This is a genomic window from Geofilum rubicundum JCM 15548 (genome assembly GCF_000974365.1).
Classification (GTDB): domain Bacteria; phylum Bacteroidota; class Bacteroidia; order Bacteroidales; family Marinilabiliaceae; genus Geofilum; species Geofilum rubicundum.
On the sequence record NZ_BAZW01000060.1, the window covers coordinates 1 to 23,538 of the forward strand.

The 23,538-nt window shown below is 46.8% G+C and carries 29 protein-coding genes and 1 tRNA gene; 19 read left to right on the forward strand and 11 right to left on the reverse strand.

What is annotated here, in order from left to right; genetic code table 11:
• Window positions 1-72: 72 nt before the first annotated feature.
• The 3 genes from zwf to hydE are packed head-to-tail and all read right to left on the reverse strand — an operon-like array spanning window position 73 to window position 2,706.
• Window positions 73-1,122: a glucose-6-phosphate dehydrogenase gene (gene zwf / locus JCM15548_RS17385; protein ID WP_262487125.1), complete on the reverse strand. Its 1,050-nt coding sequence runs from the start codon at window positions 1,120-1,122 to the stop codon at window positions 73-75.
• Complete coding sequence (locus tag JCM15548_RS25795) at window positions 1,101-1,598, reverse strand: glucose-6-phosphate dehydrogenase (RefSeq protein ID WP_262487126.1); 498 nt, start codon at window positions 1,596-1,598, stop codon at window positions 1,101-1,103. The genes zwf and JCM15548_RS25795 overlap by 22 nt, the downstream gene beginning before the upstream one ends.
• A gap of 1 nt (window position 1,599) precedes the next feature.
• On the reverse strand, window positions 1,600-2,706 hold the full coding sequence (gene hydE, locus JCM15548_RS17390; RefSeq protein ID WP_083985222.1) for a [FeFe] hydrogenase H-cluster radical SAM maturase HydE: 1,107 nt from the start codon (window positions 2,704-2,706) through the stop codon (window positions 1,600-1,602).
• Between the two features lie 233 nt (window positions 2,707-2,939).
• Here hydE and JCM15548_RS24615 point away from each other — a divergent pair, with 233 nt between their 5' ends.
• The 14 genes from JCM15548_RS24615 to JCM15548_RS17440 all read left to right on the forward strand — a co-directional run bounded on the left by JCM15548_RS24615 (window position 2,940) and on the right by JCM15548_RS17440 (window position 12,110).
• Window positions 2,940-3,884: a CoA-binding protein gene (locus tag JCM15548_RS24615; RefSeq protein ID WP_227625989.1), complete on the forward strand. Its 945-nt coding sequence runs from the start codon at window positions 2,940-2,942 to the stop codon at window positions 3,882-3,884.
• Window positions 3,884-4,996: an acetate--CoA ligase family protein gene (locus JCM15548_RS24620; protein ID WP_227625994.1), complete on the forward strand. Its 1,113-nt coding sequence runs from the start codon at window positions 3,884-3,886 to the stop codon at window positions 4,994-4,996. Before JCM15548_RS24615 ends, JCM15548_RS24620 begins: the two co-directional genes overlap by 1 nt.
• Before the next feature lie 196 nt (window positions 4,997-5,192).
• Window positions 5,193-5,699: a hypothetical protein gene (locus JCM15548_RS17400; protein WP_062128031.1), complete on the forward strand. Its 507-nt coding sequence runs from the start codon at window positions 5,193-5,195 to the stop codon at window positions 5,697-5,699.
• On the forward strand, window positions 5,678-5,914 hold the full coding sequence (locus tag JCM15548_RS17405; protein ID WP_062128033.1) for a hypothetical protein: 237 nt from the start codon (window positions 5,678-5,680) through the stop codon (window positions 5,912-5,914). Before JCM15548_RS17400 ends, JCM15548_RS17405 begins: the two co-directional genes overlap by 22 nt.
• A gap of 85 nt (window positions 5,915-5,999) precedes the next feature.
• Window positions 6,000-6,425 carry an ACT domain-containing protein gene (locus JCM15548_RS17410; protein ID WP_062128035.1) on the forward strand — a complete coding sequence of 142 codons (426 nt, stop codon included), beginning with the start codon at window positions 6,000-6,002 and terminating at the stop codon, window positions 6,423-6,425.
• 52 nt (window positions 6,426-6,477) lie between these two features.
• Complete coding sequence (locus JCM15548_RS26650) at window positions 6,478-7,119, forward strand: phenylacetate--CoA ligase family protein (RefSeq protein ID WP_227625990.1); 642 nt, start codon at window positions 6,478-6,480, stop codon at window positions 7,117-7,119.
• Between the two features lie 16 nt (window positions 7,120-7,135).
• On the forward strand, window positions 7,136-7,786 hold the full coding sequence (locus JCM15548_RS26655; RefSeq protein ID WP_227625991.1) for a phenylacetate--CoA ligase family protein: 651 nt from the start codon (window positions 7,136-7,138) through the stop codon (window positions 7,784-7,786).
• Window positions 7,783-8,823, forward strand: coding sequence for an aminotransferase class I/II-fold pyridoxal phosphate-dependent enzyme (locus JCM15548_RS17420; RefSeq protein ID WP_227625992.1), 1,041 nt, complete (start codon window positions 7,783-7,785; stop codon window positions 8,821-8,823). The genes JCM15548_RS26655 and JCM15548_RS17420 overlap by 4 nt, the downstream gene beginning before the upstream one ends.
• Window positions 8,820-9,098 (forward strand): hypothetical protein, encoded by a 279-nt coding sequence (locus JCM15548_RS24635; RefSeq protein WP_227625993.1) that lies wholly within the window; start codon window positions 8,820-8,822, stop codon window positions 9,096-9,098. The genes JCM15548_RS17420 and JCM15548_RS24635 overlap by 4 nt, the downstream gene beginning before the upstream one ends.
• Window positions 9,099-9,259: 161 nt before the next feature.
• Entirely contained in the window at window positions 9,260-9,496 is a 237-nt protein-coding gene (locus JCM15548_RS17425; protein WP_062128037.1) for a 4Fe-4S dicluster domain-containing protein, read from the forward strand.
• A gap of 64 nt (window positions 9,497-9,560) precedes the next feature.
• Entirely contained in the window at window positions 9,561-9,788 is a 228-nt protein-coding gene (locus tag JCM15548_RS25800; protein WP_262487127.1) for a hypothetical protein, read from the forward strand.
• The gene (gene vorB, locus JCM15548_RS17430; protein WP_262487128.1) at window positions 9,710-10,642 is read left to right on the forward strand and encodes a 3-methyl-2-oxobutanoate dehydrogenase subunit VorB; all 933 of its coding nucleotides are present in this window, start codon (window positions 9,710-9,712) and stop codon (window positions 10,640-10,642) included. The genes JCM15548_RS25800 and vorB overlap by 79 nt, the downstream gene beginning before the upstream one ends.
• A 3-nt stretch (window positions 10,643-10,645) precedes the next feature.
• Window positions 10,646-11,413 carry a thiamine pyrophosphate-dependent enzyme gene (locus JCM15548_RS17435; RefSeq protein ID WP_062128039.1) on the forward strand — a complete coding sequence of 256 codons (768 nt, stop codon included), beginning with the start codon at window positions 10,646-10,648 and terminating at the stop codon, window positions 11,411-11,413.
• Window positions 11,414-11,555: 142 nt separating this feature from the next.
• A complete protein-coding gene (locus tag JCM15548_RS17440; protein ID WP_062128040.1) occupies window positions 11,556-12,110 on the forward strand; it encodes a 2-oxoacid:ferredoxin oxidoreductase subunit gamma family protein in 555 nt (184 codons plus the stop codon).
• Between the two features lie 118 nt (window positions 12,111-12,228).
• On the opposite strand, the gene JCM15548_RS17445 is transcribed toward JCM15548_RS17440, so the two are convergent.
• The 4 genes from JCM15548_RS17445 to JCM15548_RS17460 are packed head-to-tail and all read right to left on the reverse strand — an operon-like array spanning window position 12,229 to window position 14,409.
• Window positions 12,229-13,077: an MBL fold metallo-hydrolase gene (locus tag JCM15548_RS17445; protein WP_062128042.1), complete on the reverse strand. Its 849-nt coding sequence runs from the start codon at window positions 13,075-13,077 to the stop codon at window positions 12,229-12,231.
• A 4-nt stretch (window positions 13,078-13,081) separates the two neighbouring features.
• Entirely contained in the window at window positions 13,082-13,285 is a 204-nt protein-coding gene (locus JCM15548_RS17450) for a hypothetical protein (RefSeq protein ID WP_062128044.1), read from the reverse strand.
• Window positions 13,266-13,694, reverse strand: coding sequence for a DUF134 domain-containing protein (locus JCM15548_RS17455; protein WP_083985223.1), 429 nt, complete (start codon window positions 13,692-13,694; stop codon window positions 13,266-13,268). The genes JCM15548_RS17450 and JCM15548_RS17455 overlap by 20 nt, the downstream gene beginning before the upstream one ends.
• 1 nt (window position 13,695) lies before the next feature.
• The gene (locus tag JCM15548_RS17460) at window positions 13,696-14,409 is read right to left on the reverse strand and encodes a peroxiredoxin (protein ID WP_062128048.1); all 714 of its coding nucleotides are present in this window, start codon (window positions 14,407-14,409) and stop codon (window positions 13,696-13,698) included.
• Between the two features lie 447 nt (window positions 14,410-14,856).
• Here JCM15548_RS17460 and JCM15548_RS17465 point away from each other — a divergent pair, with 447 nt between their 5' ends.
• Window positions 14,857-15,288, forward strand: a complete 432-nt coding sequence (locus tag JCM15548_RS17465; protein ID WP_062128051.1) for an FKBP-type peptidyl-prolyl cis-trans isomerase — start codon at window positions 14,857-14,859, stop codon at window positions 15,286-15,288.
• A 146-nt stretch (window positions 15,289-15,434) separates the two neighbouring features.
• Here the strand turns inward: JCM15548_RS17465 and JCM15548_RS17470 are convergent, their stop codons facing one another.
• From JCM15548_RS17470 to JCM15548_RS17485, 4 genes are all read right to left on the reverse strand, one after another.
• Window positions 15,435-18,089: a TonB-dependent receptor gene (locus JCM15548_RS17470; RefSeq protein ID WP_157482909.1), complete on the reverse strand. Its 2,655-nt coding sequence runs from the start codon at window positions 18,087-18,089 to the stop codon at window positions 15,435-15,437.
• A gap of 37 nt (window positions 18,090-18,126) precedes the next feature.
• Window positions 18,127-19,089 (reverse strand): FecR family protein, encoded by a 963-nt coding sequence (locus tag JCM15548_RS17475; RefSeq protein ID WP_062128053.1) that lies wholly within the window; start codon window positions 19,087-19,089, stop codon window positions 18,127-18,129.
• A 6-nt stretch (window positions 19,090-19,095) separates the two neighbouring features.
• A complete protein-coding gene (locus JCM15548_RS17480) occupies window positions 19,096-19,275 on the reverse strand; it encodes a hypothetical protein (RefSeq protein ID WP_062128055.1) in 180 nt (59 codons plus the stop codon).
• A 99-nt stretch (window positions 19,276-19,374) separates the two neighbouring features.
• Window positions 19,375-19,971, reverse strand: coding sequence for an RNA polymerase sigma-70 factor (locus tag JCM15548_RS17485; RefSeq protein ID WP_062128058.1), 597 nt, complete (start codon window positions 19,969-19,971; stop codon window positions 19,375-19,377).
• Window positions 19,972-20,323: 352 nt separating this feature from the next.
• On the opposite strand from JCM15548_RS17485, the gene JCM15548_RS17490 reads away from it, so the two are divergent.
• From JCM15548_RS17490 to JCM15548_RS17505, 4 genes are all read left to right on the forward strand, one after another.
• Window positions 20,324-20,399: transfer RNA gene (locus JCM15548_RS17490), tRNA-Pro, on the forward strand.
• A 364-nt stretch (window positions 20,400-20,763) separates the two neighbouring features.
• Window positions 20,764-21,363 (forward strand): SOUL family heme-binding protein, encoded by a 600-nt coding sequence (locus JCM15548_RS17495; RefSeq protein ID WP_062128068.1) that lies wholly within the window; start codon window positions 20,764-20,766, stop codon window positions 21,361-21,363.
• Between the two features lie 526 nt (window positions 21,364-21,889).
• Window positions 21,890-22,291, forward strand: coding sequence for a phosphotriesterase family protein (locus JCM15548_RS17500; protein ID WP_062128060.1), 402 nt, complete (start codon window positions 21,890-21,892; stop codon window positions 22,289-22,291).
• 519 nt (window positions 22,292-22,810) lie between these two features.
• Complete coding sequence (locus tag JCM15548_RS17505; RefSeq protein ID WP_062128063.1) at window positions 22,811-23,533, forward strand: metallophosphoesterase; 723 nt, start codon at window positions 22,811-22,813, stop codon at window positions 23,531-23,533.
• The last annotated feature ends 5 nt before the right edge of the window (window positions 23,534-23,538 follow it).

Consider the following 23,538-nt stretch of genomic DNA (forward strand, 5'->3'; position numbering starts at 1 on the left):
CCATCCACCCCATCCACCCTCTCAACCCTTCCAACCCTCTCAACCCTCTCAACCCTTCCTACCCTCTCAACCTCACAACTCACAATACTCCCCGTCTCCCGACAAGTTTTTGCAAGGGTAGCGCCAGGTTTCAACGCCTTCGATCAACTGGTCGGATTCTTCCGGTCCCCAGGTGCCTGCCGGGTAACCGTGAACCTTGATACAGGGCTGTTCTTTCCAGGCTTTTAGGATGGGATCGACAAAGCGCCATGCCGCCTCAACGGCGTCGCCCCGTGAATAAAGCGTGGCATCTCCCAGCATACAATCGAGCAGCAAGCGCTCATAGGCACTGGGCAAATAGGTGTTGTTGAGTTCCGAGTAATGAAAATCCATATTCACGTCCTGCACATGGAAACCAGCACCCGGCACTTTCATGCCAAATTTCATGAGGATGCCCTCATCGGGCTGGATGCGGATCACCAATTGGTTTTGCTGGCGCATGATGGCCTTATCACCCGCAAAAAGGTGGTGCGGCGTGGCGTTAAAATGGATCACTATTTCAGTGACCCTGGTGGGTAATTGTTTGCCGGTCCTGATGTAGAAAGGCACACCGGCCCAGCGCCAGTTGTCGATATAAAACTTCATGGCCAGAAAGGTTTCTGTCCGTGATTTGGGGTTGACGCCCTCTTCCTCACGGTAGGCCTTCCTTCTTTTGCCTTTAATTTCAGACGATGTGTATTGTCCCCGAAGGACGAATTTTTCCACTTCTTCTTTTTGGATGGGCCTGAGAGATTGCAGCACCTTGACAATTTCGTTACGCATACTATCGGCGTTGATCAGGGCAGGTGGCTCCATGGCCACCAGCGAAGCCAATAGCAAGAGGTGGTTCTGCACCATATCGCGCAGGGCGCCTGAGCCCTCGTAGTAGCCACCGCGACTGCCCACGCCAATATCTTCAGAAGAAGTGATTTCTACATGGTGGATGAAATTGCGGTTCCATAAGGGCTCAAAAATGCCATTGGAGAACCGGGTCACCAGTAAGTTTTGCACCGTCTCTTTTCCCAGGTAGTGGTCGATTCGGTAAATCTGCTCCTCTCTGAAGCCGTGTAACAAGCTTTTGTTCAGACTCTGAGCGCTTTCCAAATCGTAGCCAAATGGTTTCTCGACAATGAGGCGTTTGAAGCGTCATCCTCGTTGTTGAGCCCATGCTTGGCCAGGTGAGCCGGTACGATGGGGTACATGCTGGGCGGTGTGGCCAGGTAAAAAATATAGTTGTTTTCCGTTTTTAATTGTTGGTTGAGCTTTTCCAGTTCCAGCTTGAGCGGCAGATATTCACTTTCTTCTTTGGTACTAAAAGCATAGTAGAAAAGTTTATCGAGAAATTGTTCCAGGTGTGCTCTGTTGTGCGGCTTGGTCATGGCAAATTTTTCAATCCCCTCACTCATTTTTTCACGAAAAGCCGCATTGCTGAGTTCGGTGCGGCCCAGACCAAGAATCCCAAATTCGTCGGGCAGAAGGTTCTGAGTGAATAAATCGAAGACCGATGGAACCAGTTTACGATAGGTCAGGTCGCCCGAGGCGCCAAATATTACTAATAGATGTTTTTCCGGTTTTCTCATTTTATTTTGATTGTGCTGTGTTGTTATTGTTTTTCTTAAAATAGTGGGGTGAATCGCCCCAGGCTTTCAGGCCTGCTTTTCTGCCGGTTAGCGCTATGCGCATGTTCAGGCAGGAGAGGCAGTCATCGGCCGACTCATCCGTACAGGGCTTATTGTCGTACAGCAAATAATCCTTGCGGTTGCTGGCTGGTGTAATGTTGGGCATGATAATATTCGCCCCTGTCTTCAGGGCTTTTTCCCGGCCCATCGGGTCAATGGCCTGTAAGGCCGTTGATGCCGCAATGTTAATATCGGGCATTAACAGTCTCAGGGCAGCAATCATGTTCAGTGACATGGAAAAGCGTTGACTGAGTGGCCATAAGCCATCTGCCTGATCGGCCAAAGGTGTCTGCTCATGCACAATATAGGGCCCCATTCCCACCATATCCACATCCATTTCTTTTAAAAACAACAGATCATCCGCCAGATGGTCCACCCTTTGTCCCGGTAAGCCAATCATGATTCCCGAACCTGTCTGGTAGCCCGTTTCCTTAATGGCTCTCAGCGCTTCTATTCTGGCTTCAAAGTCGTGCCTTTCATCGTCCGGATGCAGCTGCCTGTAGAGGTCCCTGTGACTGGTTTCAATCCGCAACAGATAGCGGTGTGCACCGCTGTTAAACCAGCGTTGGTAGGTATCCCGACTTTGTTCGCCCAATGACAGGGTGATCCCCAGCTCCCCGTTGGTCGCTTTTTTGATGGCCTGAAGCAGCGCATCCATTCTATCAACAAACAAGGGGTCGTTTCGTTCACCCGCCTGCAGCACTATGGAGCCTAAATTGTTTTCGTGGGCATAAAGAGCCGTTTGCAGGATGGTTTCATCTGCCAGGTCGTAGCGCTTGGTGTGGCGGTTGCTTTTTCGGATGCCACAATAGTAGCAATCCTTTCGGCATTTGTTGGAAAATTCGATGAGGCCGCGCAGGAAGACTTCGTTGCCGCAGTGCTTCACTGCCAGTTCGTTGGCTTTTTGGTGCAGCAGGGTCTGATGGGCGCCTGTGGCGCCAATCATGGCTGTTAACTGCTCTTTGGTAAAGGGGCCATCTTGTTGTAATAGATCACTAAATGCATTCACGCGCTTATCTTTTCCGTAAAAATAGCAAAATTAAAGAAACCGGCCGAGGGTTGATTTTTCTCATCACCATTTATTGTTTAATTATGGTAACTTTGATAAAACAAGGGGATCGGTGTCCCGTATTTAGGAATGCTGTAATGCTTTGTTCACCAAACGATCTGTTTTAGAAGCTTGAAAAGCCGGTTTTTTGGACAGACGTTGATATAAGAATTAACCATGAAGGATAAGAATTAATGATACATAAGAGTTTACTTTCACCCAAAAGTATTGTGGTTGTTGGAGGTTCCGATAACACGGCCAAGCCGGGCGGTAAAATTGTGAAAAACCTGTTGGATGGCAACTATCAGGGACAGTTACTGGTATTGAATCCCGGCAAAAAAGAAGTGCAGGGGGTTCCTTCTTACGCAAAGGTTTCGGATATTCCCGGCACGGTGGATCTGGCCATTGTAGCCATTGCTGCCCCCTTGTGTCCGGCAGTGGTCAAAGAGTTGGGACAAAGCAAAGGGACCATGGCCTTTATTGTGATATCGGCCGGCTTTAGTGAAGAAGGGGAGGCGGGAGCACTTTTGGAAAAGCAATTGGTGGAAGCCGTAGAGCAAGTCCATGGTGTACTGATTGGTCCCAATTGCATAGGTATGATTACCCCTGCCTACAATGGTGTATTTACCGCGCCCGTCCCCAAGCTGAACCCGGCAGGTTGCGATTTTGTCTCAGGTTCGGGGGCCACCGCCGTTTTTATTCTGGAATCTGCCCTGCCCAAAGGCCTGACTTTTTCATCTTTGATCACCGTGGGCAACAGCGCGCAAATAGGTATTGAAGAGGTTTTGGCGCATTGGGACGAGACTTTTGATGAGAGCAGTTCGCGCATCAAACTGATTTATGTCGAGAACATCAACGATCCGGATAAACTACTGAAACACGCTTCCTCGCTTATTCGCAAGGGCTGTAAAATAGCCGCCATTAAATCGGGCGTTACCGAGGCCGGCAAACGGGCCACCTCGTCGCACACCGGCGCCATGGCCAGTGCCGATTCGGCGGTGGAAGCCCTGTTTAGAAAGGCCGGAATCGTCCGCTGTTTTGGTCGGGAAGAACTCATCACCGTGGCTTCTGTATTTATGTATAAGAATCTGACGGGTAAGAATCTGGCCATTATCACCCAGGCCGGCGGTCCCGGGTGATGCTGACCGATGCGCTTTCGGATGGCGGTTTGAATATTCCGGCCATTGAAGGCCAGGCACACGATGATATCCTGGCCATGTTAAATCCCGGATCTTCCGCCTCGAATCCCATCGACTTTCTGGCCACCGGGACCGCCGAACAATTGCGGCAGGTGATCGCGTATTGCGACCAGAAACTGGACGACATACATGGAATGATTGTGATTTTCGGAAGTACGGGGCTGACCCAGGTTTACGATGCCTTTGAAGTGATTCATGAGCAGATGCAACAATGCCGGAAGCCTGTTTTTCCCATCTTGCCCTCCACCAGTAGTGCCCACGAGGAGGTCGCCTTTTTCCTGTCGAAGGGGCACATTAATTTTCCGGATGAGGTGGTGTTGGGCCGGGCATTGACGAAGGTGAATATTACTCCGCCACCTGAGGAAGATACTGTTTTTTTACATGGCGTGGATATTGAAAAGGTACGGCAGATTATAGATGGCTGCACTTCCGGCTTTCAGGAGCCGGAAGTGGTGAATGCCTTGCTTTTGGCTGCCGGTATTCCCATTGTGGAAGAAGGCGTTGCCGCCAATCGTAAGCAGTTGTTGCGTCTGGCCCATTCCCTCGGTTATCCCGTGGCCATGAAGGTGATTGGTCCGGTACACAAGTCGGACGTGGGCGGGGTTACCTTGAACATCCAATCGGACACCCACCTGGTGGCAGAGTACCGGCGCATGCGCAAGATTAAGGACGTGCATGCCGTTTTACTGCAAAAAATGCAGAAAGGAACCGAGTTGTTCATCGGCGCTAAGTATGAGTCGAAGTTCGGACATGTCATTTTGTGTGGACTGGGCGGTATTTTCGTGGAATCGCTGGGCGATCATGCGCACGGACTGGCACCCTTGACTTTTAATGAGGCCCATTCCATGATTCGCAGTCTGAGAAGTTACCCGGTGATTCAGGGAGCCCGTGGACAGGAAGGGGTGGATGAGGATTTGTTTGCAGAAATAATGGTGCGGCTGTCTTCTCTGTTGCGCTATGCCACAGAGATCAAGGAGTTGGATCTGAATCCGCTGATAGGCAATAAGGAGGGAATTTGTGTGGTGGATGGCAGGGTTCTGATAGAGAAATAAGACGTCTTTGACACTTTCTGACCAAAACCTTAAAGATGAGTAATTATTTAAAGGCCGAGGAAGTGGGTTTCTAGAATGAAAGGGTGACAATTATTAGTCGGGGCAATGGTTTTTTGTAAAATGTTACTAGTTTTAACATCTGGAAAAACAGACCTGATGATCTATTAACCTAAGGATCTATTAAAAGATGTGCATCATGAAAAACCTCAGCCTTCTGCTTGCCGTGTTTTTGGTGGGAGTGACTCAGATGAGTCTGGCCCAGCGCAACTTTGATAATGCCCATTTAACTTACTGTCAACGGACCGGCAAGGCCATCTATATGTATGATGCCAATTTTGTTAAGCTGGGGATGGTGCGGCCGCATTCGGAGATGGGCCGGGGGAATGAATATCCGGCAGCTGGCCTGACCGACGAGGGTATTATGGCGCAGTTTGGTTTTATGCGCTATCTGGATCTGGATATCAACCGCAGCCGGTTTGGTATCGGTTACTACGTCCCCCTTTATGCCGCTTATCATCCTGGGAAAAAAGTGCCCTGGACGATTTGCCCGAACTGGAGCGCAGTCCCTATTTATTTATTGGTGCCGGTTTGGGTCCCTTATTCACCATTCGTCTGTTTGACCGTTTCTTATTGGATATGTATGCCACTGCCCAACCTACGGTGTCCTTTTACGGTGGATACATGTATGAGGATGCCGGGGTGACCCACAATGAATACTCCTTTATTTCCTTTAACGTTGGAAGTATGATGGGTGCCAGCCTTCGCTACCGTTTTTTAATAGTTGGTCTGGAATGGTTGCCCCTGAATTCAAATTACAAAGTGTACATGTATGAAGACGGGGATGCCATAGCGTCATCCCCTGAAAAGCGAAAAATGGATGTGGGCCGGGTCAGTGCTTCGGTGGGGGTCTATTTTTAGAACTGTTTTACAACATAAGCATTCCGCTTTCGTTTATTGTTAATATTTGTAAATTTCGACTGTCTAACCTGAAAAGATTAAATGTATGATAATAAAGCAGTTATCCGTTTTTTTGGAAAACAAATCGGGTCGTCTTCACGAAGTATTTGATGTTCTGGGTGCTTCCAATATCAATGTTTCTGCGTGCAGTGTGGCGGATACTTCTGAGTTTGGCATTCTTCGAATGATTGTCTCTGAGCCCGATAAGGCCAGAGAAATTTTAAAGGAAAAGCTGTTTTCGGTGAACGTCAGCGAAGTCATCTCTTTTGCCACCCCCAATGCTCCCGGCTCTTTGTCAAAAACCCTTCAGATTCTTTCCAACGCTCAAATCAGTATCGAATATTTATATGGCTTCTCAATCGGGGAAAAGTCTTTCATTGCTTTGCGGTGCGACAATGCTGAAAAGGCGGTGATGGAGTTTCAGCGACATCAGATGGAGCTGATATCGGCCAGTGAGCTCTATAAGTTTTAATCCCATTCTCGGATTCTAAGCTATTCCGAATAACTATCCAACAAAATTGATAATGACAAAAAATATCTGGAACCCGCACTTTGAAACCATGCCCCGGGAGGAAATGCGGACGGTGCAAAGTGAGCGTTTGCGGGATGTGGTAGAACGCGTTTATTACAACGTCCCTTATTATCGTGAGCGGATGCAATCTCTGGGCATGGGACCCGAAAACATATCATCCGTGGATGATATCCATAAATTGCCTTTTACCACCAAGCAGGATTTGCGCGACAATTATCCCTTTGGCTTATTTGCCGTGCCCATGAGTGAGATCATTCGGGTGCATGCCTCGTCCGGAACCACCGGTAAACCCACTGTGGTGGGTTATACCCGTCACGACATAGGCCTTTGGTCGGAAGTCATGGCACGCACGCTGACCTCTGCGGGTGCCGGAAAAAGTGATTTCATTCAAATTGCTTATGGTTACGGACTGTTTACCGGCGGTTTGGGTGTCCACTACGGCGGGGAGAAAATTGGCGCTTCGGTAATTCCCATTTCAGGCGGCAATACCAAACGGCAGTTGCAGCTGATGAAGGATTTTGGCAGTACCGTTTTGGCCTGTACGCGTCTTATGCCTCTTATTTGGCGGAGGCCATTGAGGAGAGTGGGTTCGACCGCGATGAATTTAAACTGCGGGTGGGGTCTTTGGCGCTGAACCGTGGACCGAGAATATGCGTCGTGAAATCGAAAAGCGCCTGAAAATTAAAGCCATTGACATTTATGGACTGAGTGAAATAATTGGTCCGGGCGTCTCCTTTGAATGTGAGCACCAGTGCGGATTGCATATTAATGAAGACCACTTTATTCCCGAAATAATTGATCCTGATACGCTGGAAGTTTTGCCTGAAGGGGAATTGGGCGAGTTGGTATTTACCACGGTAACCAAGGAGGGATTGCCCATTATTCGTTACCGGACCAGGGATTTAACGCGACTGAATTTTGAAACCTGTGCTTGTGGGCGAACGCTGGTGCGCATGAACAAGTGTACCGGTCGCAGCGATGACATGCTCATCATCAGGGGCGTGAACCTCTTTCCCTCACAAATTGAAAGTGTGCTGCTCGAAATGGATGAAACAACGCCCCATTATCTGCTGGTGGTCGATAGGGTCAATAATCTGGACACCCTACAATTGCAAGTGGAGGTGGAGGATCGCTTCTACCAGGATAAAATCAGTGAGCTGCAGGCCTTGCGCATGAAAATTCAGCACCAGATTGAAAGCGCTACCGGCTTGTCGGTCACCGTTAAACTGGTTGAGCCCAAAACCATTGAGCGCAGTGAAGGCAAGGCGAAAAGGGTGATTGATAATCGAAAAATGATATGATGGATTCATTACCTATAAATCAGGAGGTCGTGTTACAGGTCCGGGAGGAGCTGGGCATTAAAACCTTGGCGCAGGCCTCCATTCGACAGATTGTGCAATTGGCCGACCGACTGCAAAAGATGTACCAGGTGGACTTTATTCGCACGGAGATGGGGGTTCCCGGACTGGCAGCTCCACAGATTGGAACCGATGCGGAAATAACCGCTCTGCGTTCAGGGGTGGCGAGCGTTTATCCGCCCATTCAGGGTATTGAGCCATTGAAACAGGAGCTGTCCCGTTTTGCGCGACTTTTTCTGGACATTGATGTAGCGCCCACAGGCTGTATTCCCACGGTGGGTGCCATGCAATCCTCGATGCTGGTGTTTTTAGTGGCCAACCGCCGCGATAAAAACAAGGACACCACGCTCTTTATCGACCCGGGCTTTCCTGTTCAGAAGCGGCAATTGGGTGTTTTGGGTATGAAATACGAAAGTTTTGATATCTATGACTACCGGGGGGATAAATTACGCGCCAAGTTGGAGTCGTATTTGGAAAAGGGCCACATCAGTACTTTTTTGTACAGCACGCCCAACAACCCGGCCTGGATAAGTTTTACCGAGAAGGAACTGTCGATCATTGGCGAATTGGCCAACAAATATGATGTGGTGGTGCTTGAGGATCTGGCTTATTTTGGCATGGATTTTCGTCAGGATTACGGGCAACCGGGACGTGCACCCTATCCGGCCACGGTGGCACGCTATACCGATAATTATGTGCTTCTTTTTTCCAGCTCCAAGGTGTTTAGTTATGCGGGACAACGGATAGGCGCCATGTTGATTTCGGATGGACTTTATAACCGGCAGTTTGCCGACTTAAACCGAAATTTTTCAATTGATAAATTTGGTCCTGCCATTTTACAGGATGCCATTTATACCTCATCCGCCGGCACGGCTCATTCATCCCAGGCTGCCCTGGCAGCTATTTTGAAAGCGGTCAATGAGGGGGCTTATGATTTTGTGGCGCCGCTCAAGGAATACGGTCAAAGAGCAGCATCATGAAAAAGCATTTTTTGGACAATGGGTTTTATCTGGTTTATGATAAGGACGAAGACCTTGAATTGGCCGATGGCTTTTATTTTACCATTGCTTATCCGGGCATGACAGGTGAAAAACTGCTGGGTGAGTTAATCCGGTATGGCATCAGTGCCATCACTTTGGATACGACGGGCAGTACGCGGACAGAAGGGCTTCGGATTTGTGTTTCGCACACCTCGCTCGACCGCATGGAGGAGGTGGCGAAAAGGTTACAACTTTTTGGAAGTGAGCATAAATAGAATGAATACAAATTAGGGTTTTAACCTACTGAAATATGTGCTGGTTACAAATTAAAAGCACTGTATTTTGTATATTATGTGCGGATCTTAATGCTCTGGTAGTATGGTAGAATTACAGATTATCATTAAATTCGTAATCAGAATAAAAAAAATCAAGATTTATGGCAAAAATAAGAGGTGCTATAGTGGTGGATAATGTGACTTGCAAAGGCTGTTCTCTTTGTGTGGCATCCTGTCCCACCGATGTAATCCGACTGGCCGATGAGGTCAATGCCAAAGGCTACAATTATGCATACATGCATCAACCCGAAGCATGCATTGGCTGTGCCAATTGCGCCATGGTTTGTCCCGACAGCTGCATCACGGTTTATAAAGTGAAATTGGCTGAAACGGTCTGATAACGGGTTATTTGTTTCTTTTTTACTCATGATGCGCACCCAGGTGCGCCTTTAAATATTTGCAATGAGAGAAATCAGGTTAATGAAAGGCAATGAGGCCATCGCCGAAGCAGCTATCCGCTGTGGCGTGGACGGCTACTTTGGCTATCCCATCACGCCCCAGTCGGAGGTCATGGAAACCCTTATGGCTGAAAAGCCTGGGAAAAGACGGGGATGGTTGTTTTGCAGGCCGAAAGTGAAATTGCCTCCATCAATATGGTATATGGCGGTGCCGGTTGCGGCAAAAAGGTGATGACTTCATCCTCAAGCCCCGGTGTCAGTTTAATGCAGGAAGGAATTACCTATCTGGCAGGTGCCGAGTTGCCCTGCGTGGTGGTGAATGTGGTCAGAGGTGGCCCGGGGCTGGGAACCATTCAGCCTGCCCAATCGGATTATTTTCAGGCGGTTAAAGGGGGCGGGCACGGTGACTATAAGCTCATCGTACTGGCCCCGTCATCGGTTCAGGAAATGGCTGATTTTGTGGAACTGGCTTTCGATCTGGCATTTAAATACCGCAATCCGGCCATGATTCTGAGTGATGGTATGATTGGTCAGATGATGGAAAAGGTGGAGATGAAACCTTTTACCCCGAGGTGGACCGATGAGGAAATCACGAAGATGCATCCATGGGCGACGACCGGTAAGCCCGCCTCGCGCGAGCGCAATATCATTACTTCGGTCGAGTTGGATGCCAATGCCTTTGAGCGTTTCAATCACAAGCTACAGGCCAAATACAAGCAGATTGAGGAAAACGAAGTGCGCAGCGAAATGTTTGAGTGTGAGGACGCCGATTATTTGTTGGTGGCCTATGGTTCCAGTGCCCGTATTTGTCAGAAAGCCGTACAGATTCTCCGTGCTAAAGGCATTAAAGTCGGTCTTTTACGACCCATCACCCTGTTTCCTTTTCCCACCAAAGAAATTCAAGCTCTGTTGGGCCACGTGAAAGGCATCCTGTCGGTAGAGTTGAGTGCCGGACAAATGGTGGAGGATGTCCGATTGGCCGTTGAAGGAAAAGTGAAAGTGGAGCACTTTGGCCGCCTGGGCGGAGTCGTACACTCACCCGAAGAGGTGGTGGAAGCTATGGAATCAAAAATAATAGGAGGATAATCCATGTCAATAGATATCAAAGATATAATTAAGCCTGAGAATCTGGTTTACCAAAAAAGCAGTCTGCTCACCGACCGGGTCATGCATTACTGTCCGGGTTGCACCCATGGCGTTGTGAACCGTGTGATTGCGGAGGTCATTGAGGAATTGGGCATTCAGGAAGACACCATTGGGGTAGCGCCGGTGGGCTGTTCTGTTTTAATGTATAACTACATTGAAGTGGATTGGCATGAAGCAGCACACGGTCGGGCCCCCGCTGTAGGTACAGGCATCAAGCGCCTGATGCCCAACAAGTATGTGTTTACCTATCAGGGGGATGGTGATCTGGCAGCCATTGGAACAGCTGAAACCATTCATGCCTGTAATCGCGGAGAGAATATGGTGATGGTATTCATTAACAATGGTATTTACGGGATGACCGGTGGACAAATGGCACCAACCACCCTTCAGGGCATGAAGGCATCGACCTGTCCTTTTGGTCGCGACATTGAGCGCGATGGTAACCCGCTCAGAATGACCGAGATTGTGGCCACTTTACCGGGGACTTGCTATGTGACGCGACATGCGGCCCATACCGCAGCGGCTGTTCGTAAATTGAAAAAGGCATTGTTGAAGGCTTTTGACAATCAAAAAAACAATAAGGGAACCTCTTTTATTGAGGTCGTTTCCACCTGTAACTCCGGTTGGAAAATGACACCTGTGCAGTCCAACAAGTGGATGGAAGCGCACATGTTTCCGTTTTATCCTTTGGGGGACATTAAGGACGTTTAAGCCCTTGTCTTTGACGCTTTAGCTGCGCTGATTTTCAATTCAAATAAAGGACTGAAAAATAAGCGGTTTTCTTATTGCCATTAAATAGTATGAATCAAAAACCCGGTGGACAATCTTTTGGGTTTAAAAAATAATACCAGGTATGAACGAAGAAATAATCATAGCCGGTTTTGGTGGACAAGGCGTTTTGTCCATGGGAAAAATTTTGGCCTACTCAGGTGTCATGCAGGATATGGAGGTGTCGTGGATGCCTTCCTACGGTCCTGAAATGCGTGGCGGAACAGCCAATGTGACCGTCATTTTGAGTGATAGCCGCATTAGTTCGCCCATTTTGAAAATGTACGATACGGCCATTATCCTGAATCAGCAATCGATGGATAAGTTTGAGAAGTATCTTAAGCCAGGCGGCTTGTTATTATATGATGGCAATGGCATTACCCGTCACCCCGAACGTAAGGACATCAATGTGTTTCGCGTGGATGCGGCCGAGGAGGCTTCAAAAATGCAAAGTTCCAAGACTTTTAATATGATTGTGCTGGGCGCTTATTTAAAAATCCGGCCCATTGTGAGCATGGAGAATGTGATGAATGGTTTAAAAAAATCACTTCCGGAGCGTCACCACCACATGTTGCCTTTGAATAAGGCGGCCATTGAGCGTGGATTGGAAATTGTTCAGGAGGTGCAGGTGGTAGGGTAGGAAGGGTTGATAGGGTAGGAAGGGTTGATTGGGTAGGAAGGGTAGATGGGGTTGATAGGGTTAAAGGGTAGATGGGGTGATTGGGTAGATGGGGTTGGTTGGGTAAGAGGGGTAGGAGCTACTTGATCTCTGAGGTATAGCCGCTGTAGAACACGTCCATTTTATCTCCCAATACCGACTTAAGAATACGCTGAGCATTGCTGCCGGTGCAGTGTCCGGTGAATAGGGTCATCTCCGGATAGAGATCCTTGACTTGTCGGGCTATGGCTAAAATATCTTCCTCGCTTTCATAAGACATCTTGTCGGACTTGTCGGGCAGGTGCGTACCTCCAATACAGGCTTTTACTTGTGGGATGCCGGTAAATTCTACACTCGACCGGATGGTGTTGAGCAGTCCGTTATGGGCGCACCCGGAAAAAACAATGAGGCCCCCTTCAGTGCCTACAGCTATCGCAATTTCATGCTTAAAAGCATCGGGCACCAACTCCCCGTTTTTTTCTATGAAAAGCTTGCTGTTGGCCTTTGGTGTAGGGAAATCATTGTGAATATTGGCAATAACGGTCACATGATCTGAAATGTAAGCACTTTTATCTATCCACTGAATGCGGTCGCTGTGTTTTTCTAGGACGGAGACATCCATGGTAATATTCCGCCTGTCGCCATGCCGAAGCGAGAAGTAGCGATGCCCGGGTATATGAGCTGAAAGTAAGACCCTGGCTTTGGTATTAATGGCCAGAAAGGCGGCCAGTCCACCCGTATGGTCTTTGTGCACATGTGATAGCAGGACGAAGTCCACGTCGGACAGGTCAATGCCCAGGGCATTGGCATTGTCGATGAATTGGGAGGAATTGCCTGTATCAAATAGCCATTTGTAGCCATCGGTTTCAAAATAGATACTGATGCCATGCTCACTGAGCAATGCTTTTTCAGGGTGGTAGTTGTTATCAATGAGGAGGGTGAATTTCATTTTGCTATGTTTTGTTTGGATGGTGGTGGTCGGTATCCTGCTTTTTTTTCAGGTAGAGCTCATGGTGGTAGCTGCCTTCGCGCATCAGGCTTTTGCCGCAGGTGGGGCATTTGTTTTCGCGACAAGGGTGGCCTTTTTCGTGGGGAAAGGTCAGCTGGCAATGCACGCAAATGCAGGGCTTGTCACAATCATTCAGTTTCATGGTCATGCTTACTTGGTTTTTGGTCCAGCCGACGTAAATCGTCTGCCTGGCAATAGATACAATGATGAATGGCTTCTTCGCAAATATTGAGCTTGAGGCACGCGTTGCAGCGGTACCAAAAGTCGTCCGTGTGGAAATTTCCCCCGTCGATGAACAGGGCTTTGCCTTCTACAAATGCTTTGGCAATGGACTTTCTGGCTTGTTCATAAATCCGCGTCAGTGTTGGGCGTGACACGCCCATGCTTAGGGCGGCTTCCTCTTGTTTGAGTCCTTCATAATCGCAAAAGCGGAAAGCTTCATATTCTTCGAACAGCAAGATGACCGGTTCCAGATCTTTGATGGGTATGCCAAACGGACGAAAACCCTCCATGATTGGAGGGTTTTGTACCGTTCTTTGTCGTTTGGGTCTCGACATGCTATTTCCTTATTTTTTGAAAGACCTCCTCTTTAGCCAGCGGCTTGGTACAGAAGAACCAGTCGTAACACTTCATTTCCCCCTCTTTACCTTCCATACGGTCTTTGGCTGTTCCGCATGAACCGGCTGTAGGAACAATAACATCATCACCAGGACGCCAGTCGGCCGGCGTGGCAACACTGAAAGCATCCGCCGTCTGTAAGGCAATAATGGCCCGCTTCAACTCGTCGAAATTACGACCCATGGACAGGGGATAGTAAATCATGGTTCTGATTTTACCGGCCGGATCCACAATGAAAACGGCACGGACCGCCTTGGTATTGCTTTCGCCCGGCTGAATCATGCCATATTTTTTGGATACTTCCATGGTAATATCTTCAATCAAGGGAAAGTTGACTTCAATGTCCTTCATGCCCTTGTACTCGATCTTTTCCTTAATGGTACGCAGCCAGGCGATGTGACTGTACAGTCCGTCGACCGACAAGCCCACCAATTCGGTGTTCAGCTCTTTGAATTCATCCTGCATACTGGCAAAAGTCATGAATTCAGAGGTGCAAACCGGGGTAAAATCGGCCGGGTGACTGAATAGAATGACCCACTGACCTTTGTAGTCGTCGGGAAAGTTAATGACACCTTGTGTGGTTTCTGCTGTGAATCTGGGTGCGTCATCGCCTAAACGTGGCAAGGAAACGACTTCTTGTTTTGTTTCTTCCATCTCTTTTTTAATTAATGGTTAATAATTGCTTTTTTCAAATTTACAAATAATGAACAAAGGTTCAAAATAAACTTGGGGGTGAGAAATAAATTGGATTGATATTGGTTATGGGATATAGGTAGGGGTTATGAGAGGGAAGGGTAAGTCGGGTAAAATGGGTAGATAGGCGGAGCGGGATCAATAGGTAGATAGGGGTGATTGGGTAGGAAGGGTGGATGGGGTTGTTAGGGTAGATAGGGTGATAGGTTAATAGGTCGTTAGGTTGGGACGGTGAAGCGTAGTCCCGCGAAGCGGGATCAATCGGTAGATAGGGGTGATTGGGTAAGTCGGGTGAAAAGGGTTGGAGTGGATGCGGCATCAGATAGGATGGGCGTAGTTTAAAATTACGCCTGGCCATAGGAGATTGTTTTATACTGATTATTTTTGTGGGTAAAGCAATTGAGAATTATGGCAAATAGAGAAAAACGGGGCAGAAGTAAGGGGGCTGCAGGGAATAACCGGGTGTCGGGCGAGGCCTTTATGCAGCAAAATGCGCAAAAGGCAGGGGTTGTAGAAACCGAAAGTGGTCTGCAATACCAGGTGGTGGAACATGTAGAGGGGCCCAAACCGGATGAGTGGAGTACGGTGGAGATTCATCAAAGGGCGCTGTTGCTGAATGGTACTTTGCTGGAGGATACGTACCGTCTGAATCAGACCAGCACGGTTCCTCTGAACGAGTTGATTGAGGGTTTGCAGGAGGGTTTGCAACTGATGGGTGTGGGCAGCCGCTATAAGTTTTGGGTGCCGGCGGAATTGGCTTGGGGAAGGAAAGGAACGGGGAATAAGATTCCGCCGAATGCGGTGTTGCATTTTGATATTCGGTTGGTGGGGATAGGGTAGGAAGGGTAGATAGGGTAGGAAGGGTAAATGGGGTGAATGGGGTTGATGGGGTTGATGGGGTGGATGTGTTGCGAAGCGATTCCGATAAAACGGAACTGCGCCTGCGGCTTGAAGTCCCGCGGAGCGGGAGGGGATATGGGGGGTGGTTAGAATTTGAGGGTGTATTTGACGTAGGGGATGGGGAAGGGGAAGAGGCTGAGCTGTTTGAGGTTGCGGGAGGAGGAGCCTGGTTCGTCATCGCTTTCTGAGGCAAAGTAGAGGAGGAAGGGGTTCTGGCGTCCATAGACATTGATGACGCCTACGCTCCAGATTCTGGAGGTGCGCCGTCTTTCCTTTGAGAAATTGAATCCGATGTCCATTCTGTGGAAGGCGGGCATCCGGAAACCGTTGATTTCCTTGGCATTTTCAGAGTATCCGCTACCATTGGTGGCGTTATAGTGGGGATAATCCGGGGCATAATATTTTTCGGAAGGCAGGGTTATAGGAGTTCCACTGCCATACTGCCACATCAGTCCCGCATCCGTCCTCTTGGTGAACTGGTAATTGAGGGATAAGTTGGCGGCGTGTCGACGGTCATAGCGGGCCGCAAAGCTCTTTCCGTTGTTCAGTTCCGGAAAAGTATTGGTGGTTTTCGCCAGTGTATACCCCAGCCATCCGGTGAGTTTACCGCCGGATTTACTCAGGAGTACCTCCATGCCGTAAGAATCGCCATACCCCTTGGTCAGCTTATCTTCCCAGTTGGTTGAATAATCAAAGAATCCGGTACTTTCCTTGTAGTGGAGCAGGTCATTCAGTTCTTTGTAGTAGAAATCAATATTCAGATTATAGCTTCGCTGTGGATTGAGGTAAATATCGCCACCGATATTTACTTGTGAAGAACTCATAGGAGCAATGCGATCGGTCACCGGAAGCCACAAGTCGGTCGGCAGCGTTACATTGGATGAACTTACCAGATGGATGAACTGCGACATCCCTGAATAGGCCCCCCTAAGGGTGATATCCGGCCTAAGCTCATAGCTTAAGGCCAGTCGGGGTTCCAGGGAGTGATACATTTTGCTTTCTCCGGTAAATACAACCCCTCTTAGTCCCGCATTGATCCTTAGTTTTTCCCGGATGGTCCATTCATCTTCCAGATAAGCATGAAATTCACCGCCCGTCAGGTTTATTTTTCCAAGCGTCGTGTCCACCGGTTCAGCCGTCGATAAGCTACGCTGTATGATGTCAATACCCGGATTGAAATCGTGTCGTATGGCCCCTCCGCCGAACTTTACCAGGTGATTGTTACTGGGATAATAGTCCATGTCAATTTTAACCCCATAATCCCTTATGCCACTTACATAGCGCTGTTCAAAGGTATCATAGGCATTATTGATCTGGTTGCTTCGTTTGACCCCAATAAAGAAGCGGTAGTCGGAATACGTCGCTGTAAGGTTGCTGAACAGTTTGGGTGAAATGATGTAATTCCACCGCAGGGCACCCACGAAATTGCCCCATCCGGCATTGTTTTCATCGTTAATAGAGCTTTGTCGGGAAGGACTTTCATTATCAAGCGGCTGAAAATTATAAGTCGTGAAGTACTTGTCGCGCCCCCAATAAGTATTAAAGTAAAGCCGGTTTTTGGGATTAATGGTATGGTTGTATTTGGCGTTGAAATCGAAGAAATAGTAATTGGTGGTCTCATCATTGTTCCGCTGCACCAATCCCGCAATGGCATCAATGTAAGTCCGGCGAAAGGAGATGGCAAAACCAGACTGGTCCTTAATAACGGGTCCATCCAGTGAAACGCCCGATGACAGAAGTCCCAGATTAACCGTTCCTTTGATTTTTTCCGTATTCCCTTCAAACATGCGGATGTCGATCACGGAGGACAGGCGTCCTCCATAACGGGCAGGGAAACTGCCCTTGTGAACGGCCACATGTTTAACGGCGTCGGCGTTAAATATGGAGAAGAAGCCCAGCAGGTGACCTATGTTGTAAACGGGCACATCATCCAGCAGGATGAGGTTTTGATCCGGACCACCGCCTCTCACGTACAAGCCACTGAATCCCTCACTGCCACCTTGTATCCCGGGCAGCATTTGAATGTTTTTGACCAGGTCGGTCTCTCCCAGGAGTGCCGGGGTTTGTCGGATTTCCTCAACAGGAATGAGCGTAGCACCCATCTTGGTGGTGTGAATAATTTCGCGGGGTCGGTCGCCCTTCACGGAGACCTCCTTGAGCAGCAGGGAGCCCAACAGGTCGAAATGCAGGACGGTGTCCCGCTTGATTTCAAATTCGACGGACTCGTTCAGAAAGCCTACATAGGAAGCCTGAAGTCGATGCCGGCCGGGCGACAGGGAAAGGCTGAAAAAACCATAGTTATTACTTACTGTACCCGATCCGGTGGATGGATTGTAAATGTTGGCGGCTGGCAGACTTTCTCCCGTTGTTTTATCCCGGACAAAGCCACTGACGGTGTAGGTGACTTCTGCCGGATCCATGGGCCGCAATATGATTCGGTTGTCCCGAATAATATAAGCGAAGGGACAGGCGGCGAAAATATCGTTGAGGTGTTCAAGTACCGACTGAGGTGTTCCTGAAAGTTGCAGGTCATCCTGCATGCACAGGCGGTTGCTATAGCTGATGGTCCATCCGGAAGCCGATTCAAGCAAATGAATCAAGTCTCTGGTCGATCCCCGGCTATTACCCAAATTCACCACAGGGCTTAAGTCATCCTGAGCGAATAACGAAAACGAGGTTGTTCCGTGTAACAGAACAACCCCGATTAAAAAAAATCTTATATGCGGAAAAATAGATTTCAAAAGGGGCGAATTAGCTTAATAAATCAACCCCCTAAAATTAATCAGAGATTATCAAAACTCCATTATCTAAAATAAACTTTTTTTGAAAATGCACCGAAAGCTCATCTGTGATATCTTCCAATGTTTCCCCGTTAAATCTGGTGGTTACCAGAATGTTGCTTTTCTCCTTTATTTTAAAGGAATTAATCTCCGGGAAATGCTGGGTGAGCGCCAATGCTATTTCGTGGAGCGATGATTTGTTAAAATCCAGTCGCCCGGTTTTCCACGACAGAAAGTTCTCATTTTTGGCATGTCCCTTACCAATGGCTTTAGCACCGGCTAAAGCCCATTCGCCCTTGTTCACCGTTATTTCTTCAAAAGCATTGTATAGGGCCACCCGTCCCTCCGTAACGTTGAGTTCAACAATGCCATCGTTTCTGTTGGCATTCATGTGAAAGGCAGTACCTATTACCTTTACGGCAACCGGTCCGGCTTCTACGCTAAACGGTTTTAATCGGTCGGGCGTAACTTCAAAATAGCCCTCCCCGTTTAAAGCCACCTTTCGTTCATCGCCTTTAAAGGCAGAGCGGAACTTCAAGGAAGAATTCCGGTTCAGAAAAACGATACTGGCATCCGGCAGAACAATGGAGTCAGAGGTCATGCCGGTTTCAAAAACGACCCAGCGACCATAGCCCGGTACATTCCAGTAAACCCATAGCCCGGCCGATACAGATAATACCAGCGTCAAAACAGCAGCAATCCTTAGCAGAAAGGAAAGCGGAGAGGCATTTTTGTGACTGCTGAAGCCCATTCTTTGGCGAATTTGCTGCCAGTCTTGCTCAATCACCTTTCCGGTTAGTGTGGATTGTTCCCAAACAAACTGGTATTCCTGATAGAGCTGCCTGAAACTACTGTTGCTCTTTAACAATGAGGTCACCAGTGCCGACTCTTCGGGTGAAGCCTCACCCGACAAGTGCCGAACAATGAGGTCGTCATTCGTGGTGTTAGCAGATTCCATCATGAGTGATTAGTGAAATTGAACGACGTTGAAAATATTGGGTGTTTTCTCGAACTGCTCTTCAGCAAGTACCGGAACTTCTTCATTTTTTACCACTGTTTCTTGAGCCTGAACAGTTTCCATAATGGTGGCTTTCTCTTCTTCAGGAGCCCCGAAAAGTTCAGCAATGAGTTGAAGTAAAAATTCCATAATATATTGGTTTTATATGGTGTGTATATGCTTTTTGTGGTTGTCCTTAGTATGACAACTGAGCGGTCTGATACACGTATAAAAAACGAATGATTTTTTTTAAAGGGAAAGAAAGAGGGCGGTTACCAGGGCATGCGTGAGCAACTGGTGCCTGCCCAATTCTTCGCGCAGCCTTTTGAGCGCCTTGCTGATTTGCGTTTCCACCGTTCTTTTGGAAATGGCTAAAGACTCCGCAATTTCCTGGTTGGTCAGTCCTTCCTGACGGCTCATTTTAAATATGCGGCGACACTGTTCCGGCAAAACCTCAATGGTCGATTGAATGAGCGCCTCCAGCTCATTGAGCTCCATGGAAGTCGAGGGCTGCTCAAAAGTATCCCCTTTGTCCAGAATAATCTGGTGGTGCTCATTTTTCATTTTATCCCTTTTCAGATGATTGAGACACCTGTTCCTCACCGTTTGGTAGAGGTGGGCATTGAGACTGGTATGAATCACGATTTCCTCACGCTTGTCGAAAAGCATCACAAACACATCCTGAACCGTACTTCTCGAAAGATCCATATCCAGCAACATCCGGTTGGCAAATATCACCAAAGGCTGGTAGTACTTGTCGAACAGTAAGCGATAAAACCTTTCTTCCCCTCTTTTAAGGCCACTTAGCAACAAGGCATCTTCAGAAGGCAGTGTTTTGTCAGGCATAAGACGATGAACCGTTTTTTGAGCTGTAATCAATTGATAATAAAAACCATTTTTCGGGGTGCTGCTTCAGTAGTGCGGGCCGGGTACCGAAATCACCTTGACAAAAGTAGCTGTTTTTGCCCATTTGTGCATATTTTTGAGCCGATTTGGATGAATTATTGGTTAAAGCGCCGAATATTGCCGTTTAACCGACTTTTTCGAATGGGTAAACGGTTAAGGATTGATTTCAAAAACATTAGATGGGCGTGGTCTTTCCGAATGGATTTTTTTCTCTTTTTTATTGGTAGCATGGTTGTGAGGATAGCTAAAAGTTTATATCTTTGCACGGTCTTTGAAAAAAGTCATTAGAGCTCGGGATGTAGCTCAGTCCGGTTTAGAGTACCCGTCTGGGGGGCGGGGGGTCGGAAGTTCGAATCTTCTCATCCCGACACAAAATAAAGCTCTGGTAATCAACACGTAACGGTGGGTTCCCGGGGCTTTTTTTATGCCCAAAAATGGGTTGGTTTATGAAAAATTTGGGGACAAAAAGTGACTTTTTGGGACTTTCAGAGACATTTTTCATGCAATTTTCATGCACCGCTTTTGTGCCGTTTCGGGTTCCTTTTCGTGCTTTCTGTGCCGTATGAAATGAATGAAGAAAAACCTTTGCTTTTCAAAGGCAATTAATTTTTACATTAGTTGCCCGGCCCGGTCCTATAGAAAATAATACAAATCCTTTGTTTTGTTTAATGAATAACAAAAATAACTGAACAATATTCATTGATGACTGTTTATTGGTTAAAACATTTAAGCATGAAAATATCCATCGCAGTCATCGGCTTTGTTATTGTTATAACAGTTCTTTTTCAATCTTACACAATTATGGCGGCAAACAAAACAGAAGAGCAAAAATATACCGTTGTCTTTAAAGACACGGATTTCGAAATCAGGTTTTACCCTTCGTCAATCATGGCAACCATTAATTCGAATGCCAAAACATACAAAGAGTTATCAGGTCCGGGGTTTCGTGCATTGGCAGGTTATATTTTTGGTGGCAACGAGACAAATTCAAGCATTGCAATGACTTCACCTGTTCACATGGACATTAATGATTCTTTGTCGAGCATGAGTTTTGTTATGCCTTCATCCTACAACCAAGAGAACTTGCCAAAGCCCAATGACCCCAATGTCCATATTCAAAAAACGGCTGATGAATACGTGGCAGTAATCCGGTTTGGTGGTTATGCCTCGGATAAAGATCTAATATTATACGCGGATAAGCTTCACGATATACTGAAAGTAAAAGGTATTAACCCAACCGGGCATGCCAGGTTTCTGGGATACAATCCCCCATTCCAGGTTGTTAACAGAAGGAATGAAATTATTGTTCCCGTTGATTGGAAAGCCGAATAATGAGATAAACAGTTTATTTCATTCGATGCATTTTTTGCTTAAATGCGCTTAACATGATTATTGCCAAAGAATGGGGCTACTTCTTCGATTGTAGGTTGTATCATCGCGTAAGTTTTTTAATACCTATAAAATTAGGAGGTAGCCTTTAGCTAAGCTAACGCGTCCGTCTTTACAATCAACTAGAATTGGAGACTAAAACAGGGCCTATCCCAAGGTGGGACTGCATTTGGAGAATTAACGCGTCCGTCTTTACAATCTTTGGTTCAGCGACCTGACAGCGCTTTTTATTGCGATTTCGCTGCTGAAGAACAATACTTTTGATGCTTATTGCGGGGATTTCTTTGGCACTTACTTTGGCAGTGCCGACATAGGAAGGTTGATTTCATCGTGGCGTAACTTTCAGAATATGAAAGTTTACCGCTTTTTCAGGAGAATGGAAACGGGGTGGTAGCGTTTTTCGTCGGTAAGTGGTTTCGTTTTAGATCCTTATTAAAACACAGGAAAGGCCAATGGGTTATGGCCACAATTGAAAATCCTAAAAGAAAATGGCGTGTCACCAGAGGCTTTTATATGGGTGCACGCTCAGGCAGAAGATAATACTGACAGTTATCTTAAAGCTGCAGAAATGGGCTGCTGGATAAGTTTGGATGGAATAGGTTGGGAATTAGAAAAACATGTTGAAAAAATACTATTTGCCAAAAGAAATGGAATTTTGGATAGAATTTTAATTTCACACGATTCTGGCTGGTATGACCCACAAAAAGAAAATCAGACGATAAAACCATTTACAAATATCTTCAAGAAACTCTTTCCGGAACTAAGATCACATGGTTTCACAGAGGATGATATTAATATACTAATGAGTGTCAATCCGTCAAAAGCCTTCTCGATAGAAATCAGAAACGACCCCTCATTCGGTAACCTATAACCCTAAGACCCCCTTTTTCATAATCTGCATTTCTATGAAACGGGGCAATTTCATTATAATGGATGATTTCAATGGCATTGGTTGAATTTTTCCTCATGAGGAAAGTTTGAGTGGTTTTATTTGCATAAAGCACCTTAAAGTGGTACTATTCGCAAATTTGTCTTCTGTAATGAATACAAACAAAGAGCAACGTAGTCTGGAGGCTTAGTTATACAAATCATTGCCCATCGGAAGGATGTCTTTTCCTTAGCTCAACTTAAATCGGAGCTTCAGGGACATACCAATATAGCCATCAAACGCTCGTTGGACAGACTTTCAAAAAAGGGAACCATACTTTCTTTCCATTCACCAAGGTTTCTACCTCATCATACCATACCACCACAATATGGTTCTAGAGGAATTTTGCCCCCTCAACTTTTTATTGATAGTTGATGAAATACCTGGTGAGACCATATTATGTGAGTTTGTTAAAGCGATAAAAAATTGTAATTTGTAGTAACCAAAAACATAAGCCCATTCATGAGAATTCAATACTGCTCAGATCTTCATTTAGAGTTTGCTCAAAACGAACTCTTTCTGCACAAAAACCCAATAAAGCCCGTTGCTGATTTTCTTATTCTGGCCGGAGACATTACCTATTGGAATGAAAAGCATTTTAAACACTGGTTTTTCGATTATGTTGCAGATCATTGGAAAGCAGTTTATTATGTACCCGGTAACCATGAGTTCTACTCAGGTAAAGATTTGAAAATTTTAGATCAACCGGTAATGGAGGCTATTAGAGAGAATGTGTTTTTAGTTAATAACGAGGTGGTTTTTATGGGGGATTGTGATTTGTTTTTCACCACATTATGGTCATATATACCTGCAGATATGGGCTTTATTGTTGAGTTTGGGGTTAATGATTTTCGAAGAATAAAATATCATGGGAAGGTCATTTCCAGTAAAGAATTTAATCATTTCCATGACGCAAGCCTAAACTTCCTGAAAGAGCAATTTTTAAAATCCACTGCAAAATTCAAGGTTATTACCTCGCATCATGTGCCAAGTCATATAGTGAATCCGCAGATATACAAAAGTTCTGATATTAGCAGTGCCTTCGTCTCTGAGCAAACAGAACTCATTTATGAGCTGCAACCCGACTACTGGATTTACGGTCATCACCATGCCAATATGCCCGAAACCTTGCTTGATAAAACCAAATTGGTAACCAATCAGCTTGGCTCACTAGTGGGCATTTAAAACCC